This is a genomic window from Dyadobacter beijingensis DSM 21582 (genome assembly GCF_000382205.1).
GTDB lineage: Bacteria > Bacteroidota > Bacteroidia > Cytophagales > Spirosomataceae > Dyadobacter > Dyadobacter beijingensis.
Genome location: NZ_KB907791.1, coordinates 112,098 through 135,914 on the forward strand (window position 1 = coordinate 112,098; position 23,817 = coordinate 135,914).

Genomic DNA, 23,817 nt, shown 5'->3' on the forward strand with positions numbered 1-23,817 from the left:
AATGTGACGATCGGTTACCTGAGATTTGTTTTTGTGTGGTTTATTTGCAAAAAAGACTACTACCTTCCATGAAACAAATCCTGACGCTTATCCTCGCCGCCGTCATCGGCATTTCCGCATCTGCCCAGCAGGTCAACACCGCCGATCTCGACCGGTTGCTCGATACCCTGGCATTGCACAACAAATCCATGGCCAGCGTGCTGCTCGTACACAACGGCAAGAAGCTGTACGAACGAGCCATTGGTTACGCGGTGATCGATAGCGCCCAACAGGCGAAAGCGACGCCGGCGACCCGCTACCGCATTGGCTCCATCACCAAAACCTTCACCGCGACGATGGTGATGCAGCTGGTGGAAGAAGGTAAGCTGAAACTGGACACGCATTTGGACAAATACTTCCCTGCTATCCCTGATGCGAAGCTGATCACGCTCGAAATGATGCTCCGCCATCGTAGCGGCATTCACAACTTCACCGACGATGAAAGTTACTGGAAAACGATGACCAGGCCCATAACGAGGGCTGAAATGCTGGCCAATTTTGCCAAACAAAAATCCGATTTTGCACCTGACGCCCAGGCGACTTACAGCAATACCAACTATGTGCTGCTGGGCTACATCATCGAGGACGTCACTAAAAAATCCTACGAGAAGAACTTGCAGGAGCGCATTATCTCGCGCATTGGTTTGAAAAACACGCAGTTCGGCGGCGCCATCGATCCGAAACGCGGCGACGCTTATTCTTACATGTTTTCCAAAAAGTGGGAAAAGCGAGAGGAGACGCATTTGAGCCAACCTGGCGCTGCGGGCGCCATCGTGTCCACCCCTGCTGATGTTACCGCATTCATACAGGCACTTTTTGAAGGGAAACTGGTGTCGAAGGAAAGCCTCACGCAGATGACCAAAATGGTGGATATTTTCGGCATCGGGCTCGTGAATATGCCTTTTTACCAAAAGAAAGGTTATGGCCACTCGGGCGGTCTCGATGGGTTTCAAACTGTTGTCGCCTACTATCCGGGCGATACGCTCGCGGCGGCAGTGTTTTCCAACGGCGTGGAATATGCATTGAACGACATCCTGATCGCTTTGTTGAGCTCCTACTTCAAAGTGCCTGTCAAAATCCCGGATTTCAACGAGGTGGTGGTACGGCCAGAGGAATTGGAGCAATACCTGGGAGAATATTCCAGCAAGCAAATACCGCTGAAAATGACCATTACCCGCAAGGACGACCAGCTGATCGGCCAGGCGACCGGCCAGCCGTCATTCCGCCTGACACCCGTGAAAAAAGACGTTTTCCGCTTCGATGCGGCAGGGGTAGTGATGGAATTCAAACCGGGAGAGAATGCATTGACGCTCACGCAGGCCGGGACCGTCTATCAGTTTTCCCGATAATTGAAATACATATTAATAGAAAGGTCGGCCAGGGATATTTCCTGGCCGACCTTCTCATTATTGAGCTATTCCCCTGAAATTACACCAGGTCGAACCGGTCGAGGTTGGTGATTTTGGTCCAGGCGGCTACGAAATCCTTCACAAACTTCGCCTGCGAACCGGAGCTGCCGTACACCTCCGCGATCGCCCGCAGTTCCGCATGCGACCCGAATACGAGGTCGGCGCGGGTAGCGGTCCATTTAGGTTGGCCGGTGGTGCGGTCGCTGCCGAGGTAGGTTTCGCGATCCTGGCTGATAGCCTTCCAGGATGTGTTCATGTCCAGCAGGTTCACGAAGAAATCGTTGGTAAGAACTCCTGGCCGCTGCGTGAACACGCCGTTGGTAGAGCCATCATAATTGATATTCAGCACGCGCAAACCACCGAGCAAAACCGTCATTTCCGGTGCGCTAAGGGTCAGGAGCTGCGCTTTGTCTACGAGCAATTCTTCCGTCGACACCCGGAACTTCGTGCCGCGGTAGCTGCGGAAACCATCCGCGAGCGGTTCCAGGTAACCTACCGATTCTACGTCGGTTTGCTCCTGCGAAGCGTCCGTGCGGCCCGGCGTGAACGGCACGGTAACGGATTGTCCTGCGTCCTGTGCGGCTTTTTCGATACCCGCATTGCCGGCGAGCACAATGAGGTCGGCGATCGAAATTTTCTTGCCGGCCTGCGTGCTATTGAATTCCTCGCGGATGCTTTCCAGCGTGCGGAGTACTTTTTGCAGTTGCGCGGGGTTATTCACCTTCCAGTCTTTCTGCGGTGCAAGGCGGATGCGGGCGCCGTTGGCACCACCGCGCTTGTCGGAGCCGCGGAATGTCGATGCCGACGCCCAGGCTGTCCCTACGAGCTCGGAAACGCTCAGGCCCGACGCCAGGATATTGGCCTTCAAACCGGCGATATCCGTGTCATTCACCAGCTCGTGATCTACTGCCGGAACCGGGTCCTGCCAGATCAGCACCTCCTGCGGCACGTCCGCGCCCAGGTAACGTGCGCGAGGGCCCATGTCGCGGTGCGTAAGTTTGAACCACGCGCGGGCGAATGCGTCTGCGAATGCGTCCGGGTTTTCGAGGAAATGCCGTGAAATCTTCTCATATGCAGGGTCCAGACGCAGGGCGAGGTCGGTGGTGAGCATCGTCGGCCGGTGCTTTTTTGACGGATCGTAGGCGTCGGGGATAATGTCGCCGGCATCCTTGGCTACCCATTGGTGCGCGCCGCCGGGGCTCTTGGTGAGCTCCCATTCAAATGCAAACAGGTTTTCGAAAAAGTTGTTGCTCCATTTGGTGGGCGTCGTTGTCCAGGTCACTTCCATGCCACTGGTAATGGTATCGGCACCTTTTCCGGAGCCGAAACTGTTGCTCCAACCCAAGCCCTGATTTTCAAGGTCGGCACCTTCGGGTTCCGCACCTACATGGTCGGAAGGGGCTGCGCCGTGGGTTTTGCCAAAGCTGTGCCCGCCTGCGATGAGCGCCACGGTTTCCTCGTCGTTCATCGCCATCCGGCCGAACGTATCGCGGATATCCTTAGCCGCCGCAACAGGGTCGGGGTTGCCGTCGGGACCTTCGGGGTTTACATAAATAAGGCCCATATGCGCCGCTGCGAGCGGTTCTTCGAGGTTGCGGGAGTGCGTACTGCCGCCTGCATCCTCGTCGGAAACGAGCACGCCTTCGTCGGCTACGCCGGGCTGTCCGTGCGCATAGCGGCGGTCGTTCCCGAGCCAGGTATTTTCAGAACCCCAGTACACATCCTCGTCGGCTTCCCACACATCGGCACGCCCGCCGGCGAACCCGAATGTTTTGAAGCCCATCGATTCCAATGCGATATTTCCGGTCAGAATCAGCAAATCGGCCCAGGAGATCTTATTCCCGTATTTCTGCTTGATAGGCCACAGCAGCCTGCGCGCCTTGTCGAGGCTCACATTGTCGGGCCAGCTGTTCAATGGCGCGAAACGCTGCTGCCCGGAGCCGCCGCCGCCGCGACCGTCGAATACGCGGTAGGTACCCGCGCTGTGCCAGGCCATGCGGATAAACAACGGACCGTAATGTCCGAAATCGGCCGGCCACCAATCCTGTGAGTCGGTCATGAGCGCATGCAGGTCGGCTTTAACCGCTTCCAGGTCAAGGCTTTTGAAAGCTTCTGCGTAATCGAAATCTTCGCCCAGCGGGTTAGTCAGAGCCGAATGTTGGCGCAGGATATTCAGTTTCAATTGGTTTGGCCACCAATCGCGGTTCCTGGTACCGCCGCCGCCTACATTGTGATTCAACGTCCCGTTGTGAAAGGGACATTTGCTGATGTCGTTTGATCCGTTTTCCATTACGATAAGTTCATGAGTTAAACCATATGCATGCAACTGGTATTTGTGCAGCGGGATAAAGGTAAAATACTGAAATCTATCGTCAAAATCGATTAATTCTATGATTCGATAGTGAAAATCTATTTCGACGGATTCTCAACCCGTTGCGGTCAGGCATTTGCGGATGGTTTTTCGGATCAACAGCTGCGATGGTGATTCACATCAGGAAACGATCAGATAGCCGGCATGGGCGATGTCGGACAACAGGCCCGGTGCGGTGGTGTCCCAGCCCAATATCTGGCGTGTTTTTTCGCTCGAAGCCGCGCAATCCATGGCGGCAAAGTGCTCGAACCAGCCGAAATGGGCCTTCACATTGTCACCTGACTTACTTACCACCGGCAGGTGCAGGCCATTCCCGATTACTTCGGCGATATTCCGGAACGGAATGCCTTCCTCGGCCACGGCGTGTAGCGTTTTGAGCGATGGGCGCTGTTCGATGATCAGCCGGTATAGTATGGCCGCGTCCAGCCGATGTACGGCCGGCCAGCGGTTTTGCCCTTCCGTAATGTAGGCCGATTCGCCATTTTCGCGTGCCATATTGATTACGATCGGTATGAAACCGTGGTCGCCCGCACCGTGCACGCTCGGCGGCAGGCGCACAATATACACGTCGGCACCGCGGTCGGCAGCGGCTTTGGCGGCTTCGTCGGTGGCCGATCTGGGGATCGTATCGGAACTGACATTCAGCGCGTCGTCCTCCGTTACGGTGCGGTCGTAACGCAGCAGGCCTAGCCCGGTGGTGATGACGAGCGGCTTGCCGGTGCCGGCAACGGCGTCGCCCATTGCTTCGACCACCTTGCGGTCTGCCTCGCAGCTTGCTTTGAAATTGGAGAAATCGTGGTTAAATGCCGTGTGGATGACGGCGTCGGCCGCGCCAGCGCGTTCGCGAAGCATGTCCAGGTCGTTCACATCGCCCAGGTGCGGGGCAGCGCCAGCGGCAGCGACTTTGTCGGCACCACTTTCCGTACGGACGAGGCCGGTCACCTGGTGGCCATTTTTTACTAACTCTTCAACGATGGCGGAGCCTACAAATCCCGAGGCCCCAGTCACAAATACATGCATATGGTTTCAATTTTGTTTATGCAAAATTGAGATCCTCAGCAGGGCTAAACAAGGTCATTTGACCATAATTCCGGCCTCGCGTTGCAGCTGCGCGTGCCGGATGCGCGTGAGTGTTTTGAGCGAAATGCCCAGGTATGCAGCGACCATCCGCAATGGCAACCGCGACATATAGTCGGGAAATTGCACAACGAAATCGGCGTACCGCTCTTCGGGCGTGCCGCTCAGGATTGTGAGAATGCGGTTACGGCTATTGTAAATATTGCCGGAAATGAGGCGTTCGGAAAACCTTTTCAATTCGGGAATCTCGCGCAGCAGGGTATCGAAATCCGCTTTGCGCCAGAGCATTACCTCGCTCTGCTCCACCGCCGTGATGTTCACCAGCGACGGCACCTGCCTGTCGTAACTCTCGACATCGAGCGTCCAGGTCTGTTCCGGTGAAAATTGCAGGATATGCTCATTTCCATCGGATTTGATATGGAAAGTACGCAGCAAGCCGTTGACAATAAATATCTTATGCCGGCAAATTTCTCCCGCACTCAATACGGCCTCGTTCCTCCGAAGCCCGCGAAACGTCGCCAAACCGCTCACATGCCGGATCGTTTCGTCGGGCAGGGAAGTCTGGCTGGCCAGGTATTGTTCAAATTTCGTATGCATCAATTCAAAGATAATCAAATGCCGCGCCCCCGCGCAAGCAGCAGCCGGTGATCAGCGAAATGCTGCCCGCGGATGGTTGGGACGGTACCCTGGCATTATTTATCGTCGTAATGCAGGACTTGTGCAGGAATAGTAGGTCTTTGTGTTTGCCGCGAAATTCCCTTGCTGTTATGATTCTCATGGGTGTACATTTTTGTGTACACGTTTAGCGATATTTTTTTGATTTTCAATTTTACCTGCAATTCAAATACTCAAACCAAAGCGCGTCAAGATACGTATCCTCCCAGGGGATGCTGGTGGCGATGAGGGGGTATTTGGTATCGGTGTAGGAGTAGTTGGCGTCGACGCCGAAGCCTTTGGAGACGCGGCGGATGATATTGTGTTTCGAAAAGACGGCAGGGTTGTTGGCCGTCGCCGAACCGAAATAGAGCATGAAATCGAAAATGCCCGGATGGCCGTAGAATGGGTTGATCAGCTTGTCATAAAAATACGCATAGTCGGCCACGACGAGGAACCTTTCCGATTTGGCCTCCCGCTCGTAGGCAACCATCGCGATCACGTCGCCCTGGACGTCGTATGCATAGGTTTCATATCGGTACACCTGGCCAGACCGTTCGGTATGGCATACGCCTTGCGTAAAGTTGGTGATTTTGGATGGATAGACGTTCGCCTTCCCACAAAATCTTGCACCATTTCTTTGGGAGAAATGTGCCGAACATGGCAATACCGATGGCGATCAGGTTCATCGGGCGTAGTGACTTTTTGAATTTATGGCCATGTATACGGCGGTCCGATCACGATCGTTGCGGAGGTGAAAATGGAGGCGGAGAAAGTGGAAATTTTTGGAAATAATCATGTTAAGAATTTCAAAACCAGTATCGCATTGGATATCGTCAAGGCGGGCTTGAATATTCCGCTGAATAAATCCTAAATTTGAACGGTTTACAGAATGCCAGTTACGCCTGCCATGTTTTCAATTAAAAATCTGATTTCAACATTAAAAGGGGCGAATGTCGGTCAACCCGCTGAACCTGAGTACTATTTAGCGGTTTGCTGCATCGTAAAAAACGAAAATGATTACCTGCGGGAATGGCTGGAATACCATCGTAAAATTGGGGTTGAACATTTCTTTATTTACGATAATGGCAGTGAAATTCCGGTAGAGGAAACAGTTAATACATTAGGTTTCAATTCTTTTGCGACGGTGATTGAAATGCCGGGAAAAAGGAAACAGGTGAAGGCTTACCAGCATTGCATCGATCGGTTCGGAAAGCGCGCGCGTTGGATTGCTTTCATCGATATGGATGAGTTTATTGTCCCGAAAACCGATGACGTCCATTTACCAAAGTTATTGGAGAAATATGAAAATTACGGCGGATTGGGCGTTTCATGGCTCATTTTCGGCTCTAATAACCACCAACGGAAACCGGCAGGCAGCCAGCTCGAAAACTTCACAAAACGGGCGGAAGTTGATTTCTTACCCAACAGACATATTAAGAGTATCGTCCAGCCGCAGCACGTCCGCGCCGCGGATATGGCCCATTGCTTTTATTACAAACAGGGCTTTTTCTGTGTGAACGAACATTTTATGCCTATCCCGCACGCGACCGCCGATCCGAGCGTCGATTTCATTCAGCTCAATCATTATTATTGCCGCTCTTTCCAAGAATACCATCAGAAAGTAGCGAGAGGTAATGCCGATACCAAACGTAAAAGGAAACTGGAAGAATTTCATAACCACGACCGCGATGCAAACGCGGTCGTGGACACAACTATTCTTGATATTTTAAAAAGGCTGGAAAATAGCCAACCGCGGGGCGTCGCGAAATAGCCCTATTCGCTGGATGGGATCCGGCTGGTTTGCGTGGCCAGGTTCCGGTAATTACCGGTTGTTCCTGTGTGGTTTTTAGTATTTCTTTCCGACGAGCCGCTCCCGCTTTTAACCTCGGTATCCGGTTCTGTCATGTTTTTCCGGCGAATGGAAATCGCTTCACTCGAAAACAGCATGGACTTGTCGTCCGCTTTGTCGGAATAGCTTCCTACGTAATTCGCATTTTCGTGGGTAGCGCCGCCGGGCCGGTTGCTGCCGTCATTTTCAGCGCTTTTACGGGCAACCTGATCGGTTGGATTGGGTTTGTCGGCCGGTGCATCTGTCTGGCCGCTTTTTGCTTGCTGCTGGTCTTTGGCAGCGTCGGCCTGCTGTTTTTCGTTCTTAGGAGAAGGCGTTTGCACGCCTTGACCCGTCGCTTTGGTCGTTTTCGATTTGTCGGTGGAACTGCTCGTACTCTGGGCGAAAATAGCGCCTGCCGTTCCAATTAATATAACCGAAGTTATTATGAGCTTTTTCATTGTATTTAACTTTTAATTGCGGATTCAGATACTTTGAATGCGTTAAAAACCATGCCACTGGAAGGACTCATTTCCACATCGGAGGGTGTTTTGCCGACTGGTTGAAAAGCGCCGTGCTATTGTATCTTGCTGATAAACCTCACATTCGATTTGCTGTCCGTTCGCAGCACACTTTGCTGGCTGAAACGACGCAGGTAACGCTGGGCGATGCTGTCGAGCGCGGCGCTGCGTTGCCGGGTCATTTTGCCAAAAAAAGTCACGACTTTCGTAGGTTCGGTAATCGTCTTTTTGGTATCGGTATCTCTCCAGCGGCCATTGGCATCCCATTCGGTGTATCCCTCGGGGAAATAATTGCTGATCACGCTGTCGCTGAAATTCTTCCATTGCTGCTCGGTCACCGTGCCGCCGCCGGGAATGTCGCGGCCGAAATACAGGTCGGAACGGCGGTAGCCGGCGCAGGAAGTGAGAAAAACGCAGCCGAAAATAATGCCTGCTGATAGGTTGTTGAGGTGGATCATCGTTCAGGTTCGTTGGGATACCCAAACTTACGATAGTTACCGCTCAATTTTCACGTCGAACACAAATGACGCCGAAGTCTTGCCCGCTTGCGCCTGCGTGAAGCGTATCAGGCCTTTTTTGCCCTGCTGCGTCGTGAACGACCAGAGGTATTGGGAGAGCGGTGCCGTGGTAGTGAGGTCGGTAAGCGGGTGGGTGAGCTCGGTCTTTTCGTCGGCGCCCTGGTCGAACGTCCAGGCGCGGCGCAGGTCTTCGGCACGGGTGAACGTGTCCCATTGGTTAGCGGGAATGCTCGTATACCTCAGAAAAGTATTCTGAAAATACGGCCACTGCTGGGCTTCAATGCGCGGCCAGATATTGTAGGCGCCGCAGGATACGCCGCAGTTTTTTACTGCCCGCGGCCCTGCAAACCACGGTCCCGCGTAGAAATCGAACACGATATCGATGTCGCGGGCCACGGCTGCGCCCCGCGCGAGGGTATAGAACGTCCCACGGTCGAGGTCAAGCAGGATGCGGCTTTCGGGATCGTCGGACGGCCTTTCTTTCAGGTCTACTTTCAGGCTGGTAAATGCTGCCACATCGGGCCCTGCCGGGAATTCCTGCTGGCTGTGCAAGGCTGACTGCGCCAGCCGCTCGTCGCCCGTAAGCCCGACATCGAACATGCAATGCCCCAGTTCGGGCTGGCGTGTCACGCCCGCCGTCCTGCACACACCCTCCGCCCAGGCCAGCTTTTCCGGCGATACGACGGGGAAGGTTTTCGGGAAATTACGGTCGGTAAATGAGGCCGTGTTCCGCCCATTTTCATATATAAACAGCGAGGTAGCGTCGCTCACGCGCCAGGCGTCGGCGAAAGGCCCGGTGATACTGGCGAATAGCGGATCGACGGCCGTTCCGTCGGCGAGTTTGAAATCGTTGCTGAAATCACCGTCGTAGTTACCCATCAGGCCGGTCATCTGCCCTTTACGTTCGGGGCTGAGCAGGACCATGTAGTCGAGGGAAAACGCATTCCAGTAAATGCTGACGCCTTCGCTTTTTGCATTCGTAAATACGAGCTTCTGACCGCCTTCCAGCCTGATTTTGTTGCCATTACCCAATGCCGCCTGCGCTGCCGCGGAGATCGCCGTTTCTTTTTTATTAATGTACAATTTCGCCGTATTGCTGAGGCCGGGTTTCATGAGGAAGCAAATCTCGTCGCTCCCCAGCCTTGCCGCAACGCCCGTGTTGACGCTGGCCCGGTTGGTTTTATCGACATCCTCCTGCCTGCCTTGTATTTCAATGCCGGATGCTTTTGCGGCGACGAACTCACCGATGGTTTGAAAATCGTAATTCAGGCCGTCGTGTGTGCGGAAATGCGGGTCGCCCGTAGAGCCGCCGCCGGGCAAGCCAAGCCCTTCGCCGAGGCGTTCGAAAATGCCGTTGAATGCGTCGGAGAGGTTTCTCGGGCCGCGGTTGGTGCGGGCCGCCTGTGCCGCCGATCGTGCCGCTTCCTCGCGCGCCGCCTGCTGGGCCGGCGTTTCTCCACGCGAATTGCGCTGCTCGGGCTGGGCGTTGGTGGGCATTTGTGCCTGCTTTACCGGGTTTACCATTTTGTAAACTGGCAGGGGCGAGCCCGGCGAGGGAGCGGGCCGGTAGTAGTAGGATGCATGGTAATCGGTGCCTTCGGCCGGCTGCACGTAGCCCTGCGCATAGGCTGGCGTCGCGAGGAGGTCGGTCAGGAATTTGTCCCAGTCAAAAGTCTTTTCGGTACCGTGGAGGCTGGCGATAGCCGTTTCCTCGCCGGCCAGCACGCCCCAAACGGCGTCGGCCGACAAGTCTTTGGAAGTAGCGAAACCGGGTACTTTCGAGAGTCGGGCACTGAGGAAGTCCGTCATCGTGGGGAAGTTTTTGACTTCCGCGGCGCCAGCGGCAATGTCCGCATTAGCCGTTTGGATTGCCGCGTCGATGGTGGTCAGATCTTTCGTATTAAATGCCATGTATTTGCCAAAGCCGTAGCCGTCCGCCTCGTCGCCGGCATAGGTGTCGAACCGGAAATCGAGGATGGCAACGCCCTTATTGCCTGTCGCGGGATCGGTACAGGGCAGGATCAGCTGGTGGTAGCGTATGCCGACGGGCCCGTTGCTTGCGGCGTCGGGCGTGTTTTCCTTCTCCTTGCACGCGAACGGCAGGGCGAACAGGGCAATCAGCAGCACCATGCGGCGGGCAAATGCGGGTGCGGCAGGGCGGGAGAGATGCGTTAGCAGGTATTTCATGACGGAATGCGGGACGATGTTGTAATGCGAAGTTGTCCCGGCCGACCGGTACGTGCAATGGCGGATAGACGAACGACCGTTTGAATCGACGACGGGGATTGCTGGAACAAATTTTATAGCTTAGCGAACTCGCTATCAGCGCATCCATCAGTTTTCAACTAAAATCAAATGGTCATGCAAAAAGTAGTTCCTCATTTATGGTTTGACAAGGAGGCCGTTGAAGCAGCGGAATTCTACGCGTCTGTTTTTCCCGAATCGCGCATGACGGGCAAGATGCGATTTGAAGACACCCCTTCCGGCGATGGCGATCTGGTACTTTTAGAGATCTGGAACCAGAAGTTCTGGGCCATCAGCGCCGGGCCGCTTTTCAAATTCAACCCGTCCATTTCCTTTATGGTCAATTTCGACCCGCTCTTTTTCGGATCGTCGGATAACCCCGCGCAGGCGGCCAGGGAGAAGCTCGACGAGGTGTGGAATGCCCTGGCCGACGGCGGATCGGTACTAATGCCGATCGATAAATACCCATTTAGCGAAAGGTATGGCTGGGTTGCCGATAAATACGGGGTCTCGTGGCAGCTGATCCTCACCAACCCGGAAGGCGAGCCGCGGCCGTCCATTGTCCCGTCGTTCCTGTTCGTGGGCGCGCAATGCGGCAGGGCGGAAGAGGCGATCAATTTGTATACCTCGGTTTTTGAAAATTCCAAAATTGGCAATATCCACCGCTATCCCGAAGGCCCCGGCCCCGATAAGGCCGGCACGGTCATGTACGGCGATTTCCGTGTCGATGATTCATGGTTTGTGGCTATGGATAGCGCCCACGAGCACAAATTTGAGTTTAATGAAGCGGTATCCTTACTGGTAAACTGTGAAGATCAGCAGGAAATAGACGAGCTGACGCGACAATTGTCGGCCGAGCCGGAGTCGGAGCAATGCGGGTGGATCAAGGACAAATTCGGGGTGTCATGGCAGCTCTCGCCGACGGTACTGGAAGATATGTTCGTGAACGGCACGCAGGACCAGTTCAGCCGTGTCACGAAGGCACTCATGCCGATGAAGAAAATCGATATAGCCACACTGGAAAAGGTATTTGCCGAGGCCTGAGAGTGCAGCTAAACTGAACGGGGCGGAAAATTACATTTCCGCCCCGTTTTTACTTTCACAAAGGTTTCATTATCAACATTTAGAGGTGTCCACAAACTCGAACGACGGTCCGATCGTGTAGCCCGCTTTGCCGGGGAATGGCGTAGCGCAGAGTTTTTCGGCGGTCAGTTTCAGGTCGTACATTACGCCGATCGTGTCGTTGAGCTTTTCGGGATGGCCGTTGAATGTATCGTGCAGGCCCGAAAGCAGCGAGTAATAGCTGAGGTTGAACTGGTTCATGCGGTTCAGTTCCTCACTGCCGGCCGGCAGCATGCTCGTTTTGGTATTCGGGAAAAGCGGGAATACATCCGCCGGCGTGTACGGAATGCCGGGACCTGAAAACGAATAGCCGTTCGGTGCCGATGGATCTTTAACGAGCCTTTTACCTTTGTATAACTCCTCAAAACGGTAGTAATGCGCCAGTTCGTCCTCCTGGTCGAGCGGGGAGGTAGGGGTACCTTCGCCTTGCTCGATGATGATGTTGATGGCGTCGATCGCGTTTGTTTTGGTATAAACAGGGAAAAGCTCGTCGGCCGGGAAAAATGGCGACGTCACCTGATAATCCTTGTGGCCGGGCAGGTTATCCGGTGCCAGTTCATCTATTTTCTGCTGAATGGCCTGGTAAAACTGCCCGATCGTGCTGTATGTCGGTAATGCGGTGGCGAGCATGGCGGTTTTGAAAACGATCGGATTTTCAGGTTCCTCTATTTCCATGAACACATCATGCACGACTTCCGGCGAGTATTTTTCCAGGCCGACGATCAGCCCGTTGCCGATGCCCATCGGAAGCGGGCCCGGGTACTCGGGCACGAAATCGCTGTTGTTAATGTAAGGCGTGCCGCCGAGCGCATTCAGGATGTTTGCGGCGATCGTCATATGCAGCATTTCCTCGATCACGATCGAATGGATGATCTGCCGCTGTACGAGGTTGGTGCCTGGTTTGAGCGAAAATAGGGCCGTCAGGTAAGGCGGAATGGTGGAATGTTCCAGTTCGATGGCCTTCTGCACGAGCGGGTAGAGCTCCTCGATCGCATTGGCCGTGAGCGCCTGTTGGATATATTTTGAATCTATCTTTAACATTGTGAGGATATTTTAGCCGTAAATCACAGATTTTCAAACAAATTTTCCGTCGCGCGGAAGCCGGGGAAAGAGCCGTTTTTGGCCTTCACGGCCTCACGGTACTTCGCCTGCCGGTCGGTAAGCGCCGTGCCGGGTGCTACCGGGTTGGCGTTCACGGCCTGCTTCGCCTGCGTCCGCAATGCGGGGCGCGGGGCAATCTGCGGGTTGTTGAGCCAGTTCAGGATCGTTTGCCGTTTGGTGCCGGAAAGGTCGCGCGTGACGGGCATGTGCATCGTATCGTTCATATCGCGCGAGAATGCGAAAATCAGGATGTTCTTCTTCTCGGCCAGTGCCGCCGGATCAGCGAGGTTCACCACATATTTGCTCATAATGGGATACAGGTTGCTGTACTGGACCATCATTTCCGAAATATCGTCCCACACCGGATCAGCGATTTCCGCGAAGTAATCGCGCAAATGCACCACCACATTCTCCGTCCCGAAGGCCGCGTCGACGGTGCCCGCCTGGTAGGTGATGAAGTATATCTGGCCATCGATGTACACACGCGGGCTGTTGATCGCGTTACCGGTGATCTGTACCTGGGCTTTTCCGTCCGGACCGGTGGTTACCTGCCCCTCGAAACTGAGGCCGCTGGCGGGGAAATTGTTGCCGTATACCTCCGAAATCGGGTTACCCGGCCCGACGGGCGTGTTGGCCGTCGGCGGGTCGAGGGTGATGCCGATAGCCGTGTCCGGCAGCGCGTTGCCCCATTGGTAGGAATAAAAATCGACATTCACCGATTGGCCGTCGTCCAGCCGCTGGATGAAATTATCGGCCCGCATCACCAGCCCGTCAATCGCCTCGCGCGCGATGATCGCATATTGGCCCGGCTGGGCGGTGGACGGCGTGATGAGGATCAACTGGTTGCTGGCCAGGGCCGAAACCGTGGCGTCCGGGAGGTCGCTGAACGAAACGATACCCGCAGTCTGGTTGAGCCAGCCCGGATCGTTCTGGTAATCTAGTGTGCCTATTTCAATCAAATCATCTGGCGAAATGTATGAGACCGGCGTACTGGCGCTCGCAACGCCCGTTTGCGGCACTTTGCTCACGGCCAGGCGCAGGTCCTGGTTATAATGGATCGTACCAATAGAATCGGAAACCGGAAAGCTCGCCCCGAAATCGACGCTCACACGCTTGGCGGCCTGCTCCACGAGGAAGTTCGAAACGCTGAAATATGTGCCCTGGATGCTGGGCGTATAGTTGATACCGTATAACCGACGGGTAGCCGCAAACGTGGTCGGTTCGCCGACGAAGTAAGGCCCTATCGAACCCATGATGCGGCCGAGGGAAAACCGGCCGTCGTTATGCGCATAATAGTACCCGAACGGGTTCATATTAATAGCCAGTGTGTTGTCCTGCGTCGTTGCGCGCAGCGTTTTCAGGAACGGCGATTGCTCCGCAAGGTCGCCCCAAACGACATTGGTAATCAACGAAGTCCAGGTAGCACCCAGCGGCTGTCCGTTGCTTTTGCCGCCGTCGAGCTGCCGCATTTGAATATCCCTGAAACTGGTCGTAGCGACATCACCTTTGAACAGCAGGCCGCCGTTTTTATCGCAAATCCGCAGCTGCACACACCAGATCGCCGAATACATCTGCGCATCCGGGTCCAGGTCGACCATCTTGCCGGTAGGCCGGCCGTCGGCACCCTGAATCGCCTGCCCAATGATGATGTCCGCCGCAGGGTCACTCTGCGTGGTGCCGTCGGGCAGGAAAATCTGCTTCACGGCGCAATTCTGAAAATCAAATACCGCTCCGCCTTCGGGGTTCCACCAGCCATTGGTAGCACCTTTGCCGGGCTCTTGGAAATTGGGTTTGAAAGTCGTGTTGTTGTAATGGGCCGGGTCGTTGTTCACCGTACTGACGTCCGACAGGAAATCGCCCGTGAATACGAGCCTTGGGGCATGTAGATAGGACATAATGGCTTTTAATTGATTGTGAGGATAAGATAAGGGTCAGGCCGCGGTATTCCAGATGATGAAATGTTGCAGCCATTGGTCGTTGTATTTCTTGTAAATCCACAGCATTCTGCCCGTTTCCGACGCCTTTTCGCCTGTCTGCTTGTCGGTCGTTGTCTGGTGGTAAATGGCCCATTCGTAAGCGAGGTCGTCGCGGATCTCGATGTCCTGTGAGGCGTAGGAGATCTCGATCGTAAATGCATCGAACCAGGAGCGGAGGAATTCGACGCCGCCCGCTTTGGTCGTAATCACCGGGGCACCGGGTGCGATGACCGTGATGTCATCGGCGAGGATGGCGGCCATCATGTCCAGATCGCCGGTGTTCTCCGCCGTCTGGACAATGAGCCGCAGTTTTTCAATCTGTTCTCGGTCTGTTGTTTGATTCATGGTGAAAAAGGTTGTTTCCCGAAGGAAGTAACCGAATTCCCATGTTTACCTACAAATTCGAAAATCTTGTAGAATTAGTTATTTAACGGTCGCGAGTCCGCTAGTTCATGTATTTGTCCAGCCATTTGGCCTTGATACTCGCCCGGGCATTGATAAATTCCACATCGGTACCCTGTGCGATGGCGTCGAGGGGCAGGCGGAGCGGGCGCTGGCCTGCGGGCGTTTCAATCAGTTTCAGAATGCCGTCCGCGATCGTTTGCGGGTCCATGTCGAAAGTCTGCATTTTTCCGAAAAGCCCCTGGCCCAATGCGTTGAACTGCTCGGTTGCCAGCGGATCGTATTGCTGCGCGATTTCCGGTTTATTGCCGTGCACGCCCGCTTTTACGCCGCTGTTCATCTCGGTCGGGTACACGCCGGGCTGGATCGACACATTATCGATGCCGAACTGTTTCAATTCGTCCTGCAAGCCCTCGGTAATGCTTTCCACCCCGAATTTCGAAGCCAGGTATGGGACCATAAACGGCAAGGTATGCCCGCTGGCGCCGGAAGTAATGTTGATGATCAGTCCGCTGTGCGCAGCACGCATGGCTGGCAACACCGCCTGATAAGTCCTGACTACCCCATAAAAATTGATCTCGAACATTTCGCGAATGCGGTCGATGCTGTACGACTCGAACACACCGAAGCCGCTCACGGCCGCATTGTTCACCAGCACGTCGATTTTGCCATGTTTGGCGAGTACCTGTTCGAATGCGGTTTTCACGGAGGCGTCGTCCGTCAGGTCTATTTCCACCACCTCGATATTCGGAATGGCTGCGAGTTCGTCGGCTACCGTCCTGTTTTTTCCGGCGGTGTTGCGCATGCCTGCTATAACGGTAAGGCCTGCGGCGGCCAATGTGGTTGCGGTAAGTTTACCAAAACCGGTACTGGTTCCGGTAATAAAAACTGTCTTGTTCATCGTCTTGTTTTTTTAAGTTGACGATGCAAAGTTGCAACCGGGGCGGGCCGGTCTGCATTGATATTTGCTTGAAAAAATAACAAACAAATGTCAATGGAAATGGCCCGAACCGCTATTTGCCCGCATTGTTCCGGCGAATGCGCGTCAGCGTTTCGGGCGTGATGCCGATGTAGGAGGCGATCATATGCTGGGGCACGCGGTTGGCGATCTGGGGGTACTGGTCGAGAAACTTCTGGTATTTTTCTTCGGCCGAAAGACTGATGCCCGCGTGAATGCGGTCCTGCGACACGACGAAACTTTTATGAAGGATTTGATTGATCAGGTCGTTGAAATGCGGAATGTCGCGGCAAAGCTGGTCGAAATTTTCCTTGGTGACCAGCACCACATCCGTGTCCTCGATGGCTTCGATATTGAACCGGGACGGCTTGCCGGTCATCAGGCTCTCGCGGTCGCCCGACCAGTAGTTCTCCGGCGCGAAATTCAGGATATGTTCATTGCCTTTATTATCAATGGAGTAGGTCCTCAAAAACCCGTTGCTCACGAATGCATTGTAGCGCCACACGTCGCCTTCCTGCAAAAGCAGCTGCCGTTTGCGGAGCTTTTTAACGATGCATACCCGCACGATTTGCGCCGCTTCCTCGTCGGATAGCGTGATTTTGTTCGTAAAATACCGAATGAAATGCTCGATGGGCGGACTCTGGTACATAGGCTGTTTGCGGAATGTGCCCCTGTGAAGGGGCAGGGCATCGGCAAAGGTAGTCACGGAATTCCGATGCCCCGCGTGCGGCGTTATAAAAGTACCGCTATTCAGCCAGTTTGACGTTTTTGATCTTCACCGGCAGCCATACCTGCATCGGGCTCCGCTCGCGGTTGGCCCAGGTGTAGTAGGGGATCGCCGTGACGGTCTGCGGTTGCATGGCTACATTCATCCCGTCCGGCGCGGCTTTTACCACTTGCAGGCCGGCCTCGATGGCTATGACCTGCTCGTTGAGAACCTGGCTGGGTTTGGTAGTGAACGACGGATTGGCCGGAACGATCAGGTTCCAGACCTCGCCGGCATTGTCGGTACCTTCCACGCAATACACAATGGGCCCGCGCTGGAGCGCAATGCGATCTTCATCCGCTTTGACCTCCCTGCGGGCCTTGATCTGCTGTACTTCCATCGGCAGTTTCACTTCGATTTCATCGCCGTTCTGCCACGTGCGGTCGATCACGGCGTAGCCTTTTTCAATCTGGTAACTCACCGGCTTTCCGTTCAGCAATATCGCTGTTTTGGCATTCCCTGCGGCTGTGAAGTTGTATAGCCCGCCGGGCACCGGCGTATCCGCCACCCAGCCTGGTATGCGTACGTTCAAAGCATATTTGACTTTCTGTGAAGGGGTTACCTTGATTTTTACATGACCTTCCCAGGGATAGTTGGTCTCCATTTTCAAAGGCACGGCCGTTTTGCCCACCCGGAAACTCGCATTACTGCTCACGAACAGGTTTACCCAGATCTTGTTATCCGATTTCCCGTAAATATAATCTCCCACCGAGGCTACCAGCCGTGCAATGTTGGAAGGGCAGCAAGCCGTCCCGAACCACGCGCTGCGGGCATTGTTACCGATGGACGAAAGCGGGTTTCCGTAGAAAAATCGGTCGCCGCTGAGGCTCAGGCCGTCGAGTGCGCCGTTGTAGAGGCTGCGTTCTAGGACGTCGATGTATTTGGCGTCGCCGGTGAGGGCGTTCATGCGCTGGTTCCAGAACACCATGCCTACCGAGGCGCAGGTTTCGCTGTATGCATTGCCGTTGGGCAGGTCGTAGTCGTCGGTGAAGCCCTCGTTATGGCCCGACGAGCCAATGCCGCCGGTGAGGTACATATTGCGGTACACCACGTCCTCCCAAACGGCCGTCATGGCATTCATGTAGCCGGGGTCCTGCGTCACGGAGGCGACGTCGGCCGCGCCCGTGTACTGGTACATAGCGCGCACGGCGTGGCCGGTGATTTCCTTTTGCTGCTTCACGGGCACGTCGTCCTGGCAATATTTGGGATCTTTCCATTGATCCCAGATCACGCCTTTTCCGTGACCGTGGCCCCGCTGTTCGAGGAACCAGTCGGCCAGTTTCAGGTAGCGGTCTTCCTTGGTTTGATGGTATAATTTCATCAATGCCAGCTCTATTTCCTGGTGGCCCGATACCCACGGCCGGTTGGCGATACGGAAGGTGGAATCGATGTGGTCGGCGAAGCGGGTAGCTACGTCGAGCAGCTTGCGCTTGCCGGTAGTATTGTAATAGGCCACGGCTGCCTCCATCAAATGCCCCGCACAATAATCCTCATGTTTTTCCATGTCGGTCCAGCGCTGTTTCAGGTCGGTGAGCGTGTAGTAGGTGTTCAGATAACCGTCCGGGAGCTGCGCGGCGGCGATCTTGTCAATCCACTCGTCGGCTTTCTTTTCCAATGCGGCATCGGGCCGGTTTTTGAGCGAGTAAGCCATAGCCTCGATGGCTTTGTACACGTCGCTGTCGTCATAATAAATGCCTTCGTGCTTTTCACCCTGCTTGCGGGCGGCTTTTTCGAAGTTGCGGATGCGGCCGGATTTCTCTTCGGTCTGGACAATGCACGCGTTTAGTGTCGCAGTAGCCACTTTTTCCTGTTTGGGTTTCCAGAAATGGTCCGTAATGGTCACTTCGGAAAAGCGCACGGGCTGAATGCGCTGCTGGGCTTCTGCCCGGAATGGCGTCGCTTGCAGGCACCATGCGAGCGCGGCGGTCGTGTATATTTTGAGGCTTAAATGCATTTCAAGATTTTGGTTAATTCAAATTACTCATTTCCCCGGCCTTACTTTTTACGATGTACCAATGGAAACTGCGAAATCCGCAAATTGGTACAGCCGTACGGGATCAGTACAATATCCTCTTCCTTGTCATCGGTTTCCAGCTGGTACGTCATGCTATACGGGATCGGCCCGGCCATTTCGTTGTACAAGCCCCACGACGGGATGCGGCGGGCTTTGGTTTTGATCTGCAATGGTGCATTTTCCGGGTTCCACGGATAATTCGATACCGGTTTCGCGGCTTCCCATTTGTATTGCTCTTCCAGTCTGGCGTCGGGCGTCGATATCAGGCCGTAGTTCCAGGGCGTCGTCGGGCGTACTTCGGTATAGCTCGTGCCGTAGTCGATAGGGTCCTTATCGTTTTTGACCAATTTGGATGTTTCCCCCACTTTCAGGGCATAGGTAAGCGGCCCGCGTTCTACGGAAATGGAGTTTTCAACCCAGGTATTTTTGAAAATGTGCATCGGCAATGTCAGCTCCACCACGTCGCCTTTTTCCCACTCGCGGGTCAGCTTCACGATCTGGTTACCATCCGGTTCGAGCCATACTTTGCCATTGACCTTCACCATACCTTTTTTACACCAGGCCGGAATCCGCAAATGAAAGGGGAAAATGGCTTTGGCCGAGGGGGTCACCGTGAATTTAATGGTTTCTTCAAACGGATAGGAAGTCTCTTCTTTCACGGCCACATTCACGCCGCCGGGTAGCTTGACTGTCGCCTCGCTGGCGGAGTAGGCCAATGCGGCGATGCCCTTGTCGGCGGTGGCGTACCAGAGGTTTTGTACGAACTTCGGCCAGCCCTGGTGCATGTTCGAAGTGCAGCAGGGATAGCCCGTGAGCAGGCCCATGCACACGTCGGTGCCGCCGTGGTTCACGTCAAAATTGCGGTGGTGGCGGGTCATCATCACCTGGTTGGCCTGCTGGAAGTACTGGCGCGTCATAAAATCGTCGGAATGTTGGGTGGGTAGTGCATTGAATGCCACTTTTTCGAGCATATCGGCATAGCCTACATCCCCGGTAATTTCGAGGATGCTTTCGAGCGAAAACATCATTTCCACGGCCGAACAAAGCTCCGAGCCCTGGGTAGGGTCGTTGCCGTGCAATGCCTCGTCGCCGCCATACAGGCCGTGCGCCAGGCCGTTGAACTTGCGGATGTCCGCGAAGCCTTTTTTCGTCGCATCCAGGTATTGCTGTTCGGGATGATGCTGGAAGTAGATCAGCGGCGCCTTAATGCCCTGGGCGAGGTTCACGCAGTGGATGCTTCCGCGGGTCGAGAGCAGGTCCGTATTCAGGAATGCATTCGTGTAATCGAACGTCTGCCGGTGAATGAGGTTACCCAGGTCGAGCAGGAATTTGTCGCCGGTTATGTTGTAGAGCCAATACACGACCATCAGGTTGTCCGCGCCGCGGTACCGGGCCCAGAACGTCCAGTTATCGAGCGGTTTCGAGGGGAGTTCTTTCAGCTGGTATCTGAAATAGTTGGTCATTAACGTAACGACCCGCTGGTCGCCCGTGGCGGAGTAGTATTGTTTTAAAATTTTGAGCATCACCATTTTAGGCCACCAGTCGCGGCTATTGTCGCGCTGCACACCGGGTTCCTGGCCATAGTCCTTCGACGGGCCGAAATAGCCGTCGGGTTGCTGGCTGGCGATGGCCCATTCAATCCAGGGTTTGGTTTTGGCGATGAGTTCCTTGTCGTCGAGGATGTAGGCGAGCGGGAGCAGGCCGTCGATCCAGTAAGGGCCCCGTTCCCACTGGTCGCCGTCGCCGCCGAGCCAGCCGTTTCTTTTGCCCATGACCAATGGATACAGCTCGTCTAGCTTGCCGGTAGAGCCGGTTTTCTGCCTTACGAGCATTTCTTTCAGCCAGCCTTGCGGCTTGATGGCGCCCAATGGCAGCTCACTGTACGGGTTACTTCTGAGCGGAGATTTGGACGGGATGTAAGTGGCTTCTCTGGCCGGTTGGGCGGTTGCCGGGATGCTGATGAGCAAGGCGAACAGGAGTTTTTTCATGGGTCGGTTTTAGTTGGGTATTGTCAGGTGTGGTCAGGACGTTGAATCCAGAAATCGTCGGTCGGCGGTCCATGGTCGTCGGTCCATAGTCAGATTTCTTCAGGGCTTGTTTTTGCTGCTCAAATCTTTGGAGGTGGCCAGGGCGATGACGCGGCCGTTTTCGCCTACGGCATTGTAAAAATGGTATACCACGCCGTTCCATTTCACTACCCAGGGCTTGTGGGCGTAGGTTTTGTCGTAGGGCTCGGTGGGGGCGATCAGGTCCTGGCCGGTCCAGTCGGTCCAGTTTACGAGGTCGTACGAGCAGGCGAACCGTTCGAAAGCGCCTGGTTTCCAGAATGCGCCGAAGTAGAACATCACGTACACATCGCCGATTTTGGCGATCTGCGCGTCGCCGCAAATGCCGGTATTCCGGGTGATCAATGGCTTGCCGCCTACGCGCTTCCATTGCTTCATGTCGTCGGATACGGCCAGGGCGATGCTTTCGAAGCCGTTGCCGCTGGTGTCCTTCTTTTTGCCCTTCGCATTGTAATACATCACAAACCGATGACCGGTTTGTCGGGCCTTATCGCGGATCACGAGGCTTTTGTAGATCGTCTCGTCGTCGTACGGGCGGGCGTCGTGATCAATGGCCGATAGGACGGGTTTCGGCAGCCGGGTTACTTCCGCCGGTTTCGATAAATCGACCGACGACGCCATGCCGATGCCCAGCCGGCCGGCTTCGTAGCCACTTTCGGAACCGCCGAGGTAGGATAGCCAGTATTTGTTTTCAAATTTTTCTACCTCGTAACTACCTCCCCATTCGGTATCTATCAGGGCTACATATCCGGCTTTCTGCGTGGCGTCCCAGGTATTTTCGGTGAACGACATGATCCTGCCGAGCTGTGTCCATTGCAGGAGATTGTCGCTTTTCGCGAGCCAGGTTTCGTAGCCCTTGCCATCGAAGATAATGTAGGTCATGTACCATTGCCCGTTCTGGCGGAACACCGTCGGGCTGTCCACCATCCGGCTGCTGTCGGGCTGGGGGATCACCACACCGTATTTGTAGGGAGTTTTTACTTCTTCAAAAATCTTTTGCATCACCTGCTGCGGGACTCTGGCCTGGCTGCGGGGCACGGCTCCGCCCGATTGGGCCGCCGCGCTGCCTGCCAGGCCAAAGCCGGCGGCAAAAAACAATATACATCCGATCAGCGTTTGCTTCATATGTTACTGGTAATCCGGGTTTTGTTGGAGTTTGGGATTCGAATTAATGGCGATCTGCGGGATGGGGAACACCGCCCTGAAATTGCCCGCGGGCTTGTGCGACAGCCAGCTTTTGGTCGTATACACTCCGAAACGGATCATATCGCGGCGGCGGAAGCCTTCCCAGGCAAATTCCCAGCCCAGCTCGTCGAGCATGCGGCCGTACTGGACGGCGCTGTTGTTACCGGGGTCTACGACCTTGTAATTTTCGACATAACCGTATTGATAGCTGCTGCTTTTCTGCAAATCGGCGCCGGTAACGACCGCTTTGGCCGGCTTCGCCGTGAATGCCCGTGCGCGCACCTGCGACACCACCGTGGCGGCGTCGTTGGCCTTGCCCGTGCGCAGGAGGCATTCGGCTTTCATCATCAGCACCTGGGCGTAGCGGAACACCGGGAAATCGTTGCCCAGGCTGCCCTGCGCCTGCGTTTTTACCTCGAATTTGTTCATCCGGTAACCTTCGGTCTCGCCGGTATAGAGGCCGTCGGGCAGCTCGTTGTTGAGCACCACGTTCTTGCCGGCCTGGTCGTAGGAGCCTTTCAGGGGCGTTACGCCGTCGGCGGCAAACTGCGGCCCGATCATCCAGGTCGCTTTCAGGCGCTGGTCGTCGGCGTCGTAGGTATTGATAAACTGCGGAACTCCCTTCGCCGAGCCTGCGCCCCAGGGCGTGGCGAGCATATTCACCTTGTTTTTCAGCGAGGCGTGCCATGAAAACATGTGCGCGCTGAACCCGCCGGCCAGGTTTTCTTCAAATGGGATAGCAAACACGATCTCGGGCGAATTTTGGTTCTCCGTTACAAAAGGCGCCGACAGGCTGTTTTCTAACTGGTATTTGCCCGACGCGATCACGTCGTTGCACTGCGCGAGGCATTCTTCCCATTTCGTTTCGCCGGCATAGACCCCGGCGTTGAGGTATACGTTCGCCAGCAGTGTTTTGGCCGCCCATTTGTTGAAACGGGCGTAGAGCAGCGTGTTTTTCTCTTCGCTCAGGTTCGGGATGGATTCGGTCAGTTCCTTCACGATGAACTGGTAAATCTCCTTCCGGCCCGTTTTTTCGAGCAGGTCTTCCGAGCGGGAGGAAATAAGGGGCACATCGCCGAAATTGTCGCAGAGCATCCAGTAAAAGAACGCGCGTACCGTGCGCATTTCGGAAATCAGCGATTCTTTCGTTACGCCTGCGGGAATCGTGATTTTGTCGTTCGAAAGCTGGTCGATGAGCCGGTTGGCATTGATCGCACCGGAATAGAAGGTATTCCACATGCTGTTGATCTGCGGGTTTTCCGAGTTCCAGGTATGCAGGTGCATGCGCTTGTAAATGCCCCCATCGTCCCAGCCCGAGGCGTTGGCGGGCATCACAATGCCGTCTGCGGTAGACTCCTGCGCCATGTACCAGTGCGTGTGCGAGATCAGGTTGCGCATGTTCGCGTAGGCGATGCTCATGGCCTGGTAGGCATTGGAATAGTTATAAGTGTCCTCCGTTACTTCGGAGTAGATTTGTTCGGTGAGGTCGTTGTTGCAGGAGCTCGCGGCGATCGCGAGCAGGAAGGCGGTACCGATATATGTTTTCAATGGTTTCATTGGAAT

The 23,817-nt window shown here is 54.9% G+C and carries 20 protein-coding genes; 3 read left to right on the forward strand and 17 right to left on the reverse strand.

Annotation, left to right across the window (positions count from 1 at the left end; all coding sequences use genetic code 11):
* Positions 1 to 68: 68 nt before the first annotated feature.
* Complete coding sequence (locus H144_RS0126760; RefSeq protein WP_019945195.1) at positions 69 to 1,388, forward strand: serine hydrolase domain-containing protein; 1,320 nt, start codon at positions 69 to 71, stop codon at positions 1,386 to 1,388.
* A gap of 79 nt (positions 1,389 to 1,467) precedes the next feature.
* Here the strand turns inward: H144_RS0126760 and katG are convergent, their stop codons facing one another.
* The 5 genes from katG to H144_RS0126780 form a co-directional block, all read right to left on the reverse strand.
* On the reverse strand, positions 1,468 to 3,738 hold the full coding sequence (gene katG / locus H144_RS0126765) for a catalase/peroxidase HPI (protein ID WP_019945196.1): 2,271 nt from the start codon (positions 3,736 to 3,738) through the stop codon (positions 1,468 to 1,470).
* Between the two features lie 201 nt (positions 3,739 to 3,939).
* Entirely contained in the window at positions 3,940 to 4,839 is a 900-nt protein-coding gene (locus H144_RS0126770) for an SDR family oxidoreductase (protein ID WP_019945197.1), read from the reverse strand.
* Between the two features lie 54 nt (positions 4,840 to 4,893).
* Positions 4,894 to 5,493 (reverse strand): Crp/Fnr family transcriptional regulator, encoded by a 600-nt coding sequence (locus H144_RS0126775; protein ID WP_019945198.1) that lies wholly within the window; start codon positions 5,491 to 5,493, stop codon positions 4,894 to 4,896.
* A 4-nt stretch (positions 5,494 to 5,497) separates the two neighbouring features.
* Entirely contained in the window at positions 5,498 to 5,674 is a 177-nt protein-coding gene (locus H144_RS34450) for a hypothetical protein (protein WP_157505189.1), read from the reverse strand.
* A gap of 51 nt (positions 5,675 to 5,725) precedes the next feature.
* On the reverse strand, positions 5,726 to 6,094 hold the full coding sequence (locus H144_RS0126780; protein WP_019945199.1) for a hypothetical protein: 369 nt from the start codon (positions 6,092 to 6,094) through the stop codon (positions 5,726 to 5,728).
* 366 nt (positions 6,095 to 6,460) lie between these two features.
* Here H144_RS0126780 and H144_RS0126790 point away from each other — a divergent pair, with 366 nt between their 5' ends.
* The gene (locus H144_RS0126790; RefSeq protein WP_019945201.1) at positions 6,461 to 7,324 is read left to right on the forward strand and encodes a glycosyltransferase family 2 protein; all 864 of its coding nucleotides are present in this window, start codon (positions 6,461 to 6,463) and stop codon (positions 7,322 to 7,324) included.
* 2 nt (positions 7,325 to 7,326) lie between these two features.
* Here the strand turns inward: H144_RS0126790 and H144_RS0126795 are convergent, their stop codons facing one another.
* The 3 genes from H144_RS0126795 to H144_RS0126805 form a co-directional block, all read right to left on the reverse strand.
* Positions 7,327 to 7,842: a hypothetical protein gene (locus tag H144_RS0126795; RefSeq protein ID WP_019945202.1), complete on the reverse strand. Its 516-nt coding sequence runs from the start codon at positions 7,840 to 7,842 to the stop codon at positions 7,327 to 7,329.
* Positions 7,843 to 7,958: 116 nt separating this feature from the next.
* Positions 7,959 to 8,360, reverse strand: a complete 402-nt coding sequence (locus tag H144_RS0126800; protein ID WP_019945203.1) for a DUF3574 domain-containing protein — start codon at positions 8,358 to 8,360, stop codon at positions 7,959 to 7,961.
* 36 nt (positions 8,361 to 8,396) lie between these two features.
* Positions 8,397 to 10,607: a VWD domain-containing protein gene (locus tag H144_RS0126805; RefSeq protein ID WP_019945204.1), complete on the reverse strand. Its 2,211-nt coding sequence runs from the start codon at positions 10,605 to 10,607 to the stop codon at positions 8,397 to 8,399.
* Between the two features lie 174 nt (positions 10,608 to 10,781).
* Between H144_RS0126805 and H144_RS0126810 the strand changes: the two genes are divergently transcribed.
* Positions 10,782 to 11,708: a VOC family protein gene (locus tag H144_RS0126810; protein WP_157505190.1), complete on the forward strand. Its 927-nt coding sequence runs from the start codon at positions 10,782 to 10,784 to the stop codon at positions 11,706 to 11,708.
* 72 nt (positions 11,709 to 11,780) lie between these two features.
* Here H144_RS0126810 and H144_RS0126815 read toward each other — a convergent pair whose 3' ends face one another.
* The 9 genes from H144_RS0126815 to H144_RS0126855 all read right to left on the reverse strand — a co-directional run bounded on the left by H144_RS0126815 (position 11,781) and on the right by H144_RS0126855 (position 23,811).
* Positions 11,781 to 12,827 carry a ferritin-like domain-containing protein gene (locus H144_RS0126815; RefSeq protein ID WP_019945206.1) on the reverse strand — a complete coding sequence of 349 codons (1,047 nt, stop codon included), beginning with the start codon at positions 12,825 to 12,827 and terminating at the stop codon, positions 11,781 to 11,783.
* Positions 12,828 to 12,850: 23 nt separating this feature from the next.
* Positions 12,851 to 14,782, reverse strand: a complete 1,932-nt coding sequence (locus H144_RS0126820) for a hypothetical protein (RefSeq protein ID WP_019945207.1) — start codon at positions 14,780 to 14,782, stop codon at positions 12,851 to 12,853.
* 36 nt (positions 14,783 to 14,818) lie between these two features.
* The gene (locus tag H144_RS0126825) at positions 14,819 to 15,208 is read right to left on the reverse strand and encodes a YybH family protein (RefSeq protein WP_019945208.1); all 390 of its coding nucleotides are present in this window, start codon (positions 15,206 to 15,208) and stop codon (positions 14,819 to 14,821) included.
* Between the two features lie 100 nt (positions 15,209 to 15,308).
* Positions 15,309 to 16,166: an SDR family oxidoreductase gene (locus H144_RS0126830; RefSeq protein ID WP_019945209.1), complete on the reverse strand. Its 858-nt coding sequence runs from the start codon at positions 16,164 to 16,166 to the stop codon at positions 15,309 to 15,311.
* A 112-nt stretch (positions 16,167 to 16,278) separates the two neighbouring features.
* The gene (locus H144_RS0126835; RefSeq protein ID WP_033403335.1) at positions 16,279 to 16,872 is read right to left on the reverse strand and encodes a Crp/Fnr family transcriptional regulator; all 594 of its coding nucleotides are present in this window, start codon (positions 16,870 to 16,872) and stop codon (positions 16,279 to 16,281) included.
* A 97-nt stretch (positions 16,873 to 16,969) separates the two neighbouring features.
* The gene (locus H144_RS0126840) at positions 16,970 to 18,943 is read right to left on the reverse strand and encodes a glycoside hydrolase family 127 protein (protein ID WP_019945211.1); all 1,974 of its coding nucleotides are present in this window, start codon (positions 18,941 to 18,943) and stop codon (positions 16,970 to 16,972) included.
* Positions 18,944 to 18,984: 41 nt separating this feature from the next.
* On the reverse strand, positions 18,985 to 20,991 hold the full coding sequence (locus H144_RS0126845; RefSeq protein ID WP_019945212.1) for a beta-L-arabinofuranosidase domain-containing protein: 2,007 nt from the start codon (positions 20,989 to 20,991) through the stop codon (positions 18,985 to 18,987).
* A gap of 99 nt (positions 20,992 to 21,090) precedes the next feature.
* Positions 21,091 to 22,194 (reverse strand): glycoside hydrolase family protein, encoded by a 1,104-nt coding sequence (locus H144_RS0126850; RefSeq protein ID WP_019945213.1) that lies wholly within the window; start codon positions 22,192 to 22,194, stop codon positions 21,091 to 21,093.
* Between the two features lie 3 nt (positions 22,195 to 22,197).
* Complete coding sequence (locus H144_RS0126855; protein WP_019945214.1) at positions 22,198 to 23,811, reverse strand: RagB/SusD family nutrient uptake outer membrane protein; 1,614 nt, start codon at positions 23,809 to 23,811, stop codon at positions 22,198 to 22,200.
* Between the last annotated feature and the right edge of the window lie 6 nt (positions 23,812 to 23,817).

Excerpts from the sequence above, each read along its gene's own strand:
- H144_RS0126760 (WP_019945195.1), top strand. The coding sequence starts at position 69 with ATGAAACAAATCCTGACGCTTATCCTCGCCGCCGTCATCGGCATTTCC.
- katG (WP_019945196.1), bottom strand. The coding sequence starts at position 3,738 with ATGGAAAACGGATCAAACGACATCAGCAAATGTCCCTTTCACAACGGG.
- H144_RS0126770 (WP_019945197.1), bottom strand. The coding sequence starts at position 4,839 with ATGCATGTATTTGTGACTGGGGCCTCGGGATTTGTAGGCTCCGCCATC.
- H144_RS0126775 (WP_019945198.1), bottom strand. The coding sequence starts at position 5,493 with ATGCATACGAAATTTGAACAATACCTGGCCAGCCAGACTTCCCTGCCC.
- H144_RS34450 (WP_157505189.1), bottom strand. The coding sequence starts at position 5,674 with ATGAGAATCATAACAGCAAGGGAATTTCGCGGCAAACACAAAGACCTA.
- H144_RS0126790 (WP_019945201.1), top strand. The coding sequence starts at position 6,461 with ATGTTTTCAATTAAAAATCTGATTTCAACATTAAAAGGGGCGAATGTC.
- H144_RS0126795 (WP_019945202.1), bottom strand. The coding sequence starts at position 7,842 with ATGAAAAAGCTCATAATAACTTCGGTTATATTAATTGGAACGGCAGGC.
- H144_RS0126800 (WP_019945203.1), bottom strand. The coding sequence starts at position 8,360 with ATGATCCACCTCAACAACCTATCAGCAGGCATTATTTTCGGCTGCGTT.
- H144_RS0126805 (WP_019945204.1), bottom strand. The coding sequence starts at position 10,607 with ATGAAATACCTGCTAACGCATCTCTCCCGCCCTGCCGCACCCGCATTT.
- H144_RS0126810 (WP_157505190.1), top strand. The coding sequence starts at position 10,782 with ATGCAAAAAGTAGTTCCTCATTTATGGTTTGACAAGGAGGCCGTTGAA.
- H144_RS0126815 (WP_019945206.1), bottom strand. The coding sequence starts at position 12,827 with ATGTTAAAGATAGATTCAAAATATATCCAACAGGCGCTCACGGCCAAT.
- H144_RS0126820 (WP_019945207.1), bottom strand. The coding sequence starts at position 14,782 with ATGTCCTATCTACATGCCCCAAGGCTCGTATTCACGGGCGATTTCCTG.
- H144_RS0126825 (WP_019945208.1), bottom strand. The coding sequence starts at position 15,208 with ATGAATCAAACAACAGACCGAGAACAGATTGAAAAACTGCGGCTCATT.
- H144_RS0126830 (WP_019945209.1), bottom strand. The coding sequence starts at position 16,166 with ATGAACAAGACAGTTTTTATTACCGGAACCAGTACCGGTTTTGGTAAA.
- H144_RS0126835 (WP_033403335.1), bottom strand. The coding sequence starts at position 16,872 with ATGTACCAGAGTCCGCCCATCGAGCATTTCATTCGGTATTTTACGAAC.
- H144_RS0126840 (WP_019945211.1), bottom strand. The coding sequence starts at position 18,943 with ATGCATTTAAGCCTCAAAATATACACGACCGCCGCGCTCGCATGGTGC.
- H144_RS0126845 (WP_019945212.1), bottom strand. The coding sequence starts at position 20,991 with ATGAAAAAACTCCTGTTCGCCTTGCTCATCAGCATCCCGGCAACCGCC.
- H144_RS0126850 (WP_019945213.1), bottom strand. The coding sequence starts at position 22,194 with ATGAAGCAAACGCTGATCGGATGTATATTGTTTTTTGCCGCCGGCTTT.
- H144_RS0126855 (WP_019945214.1), bottom strand. The coding sequence starts at position 23,811 with ATGAAACCATTGAAAACATATATCGGTACCGCCTTCCTGCTCGCGATC.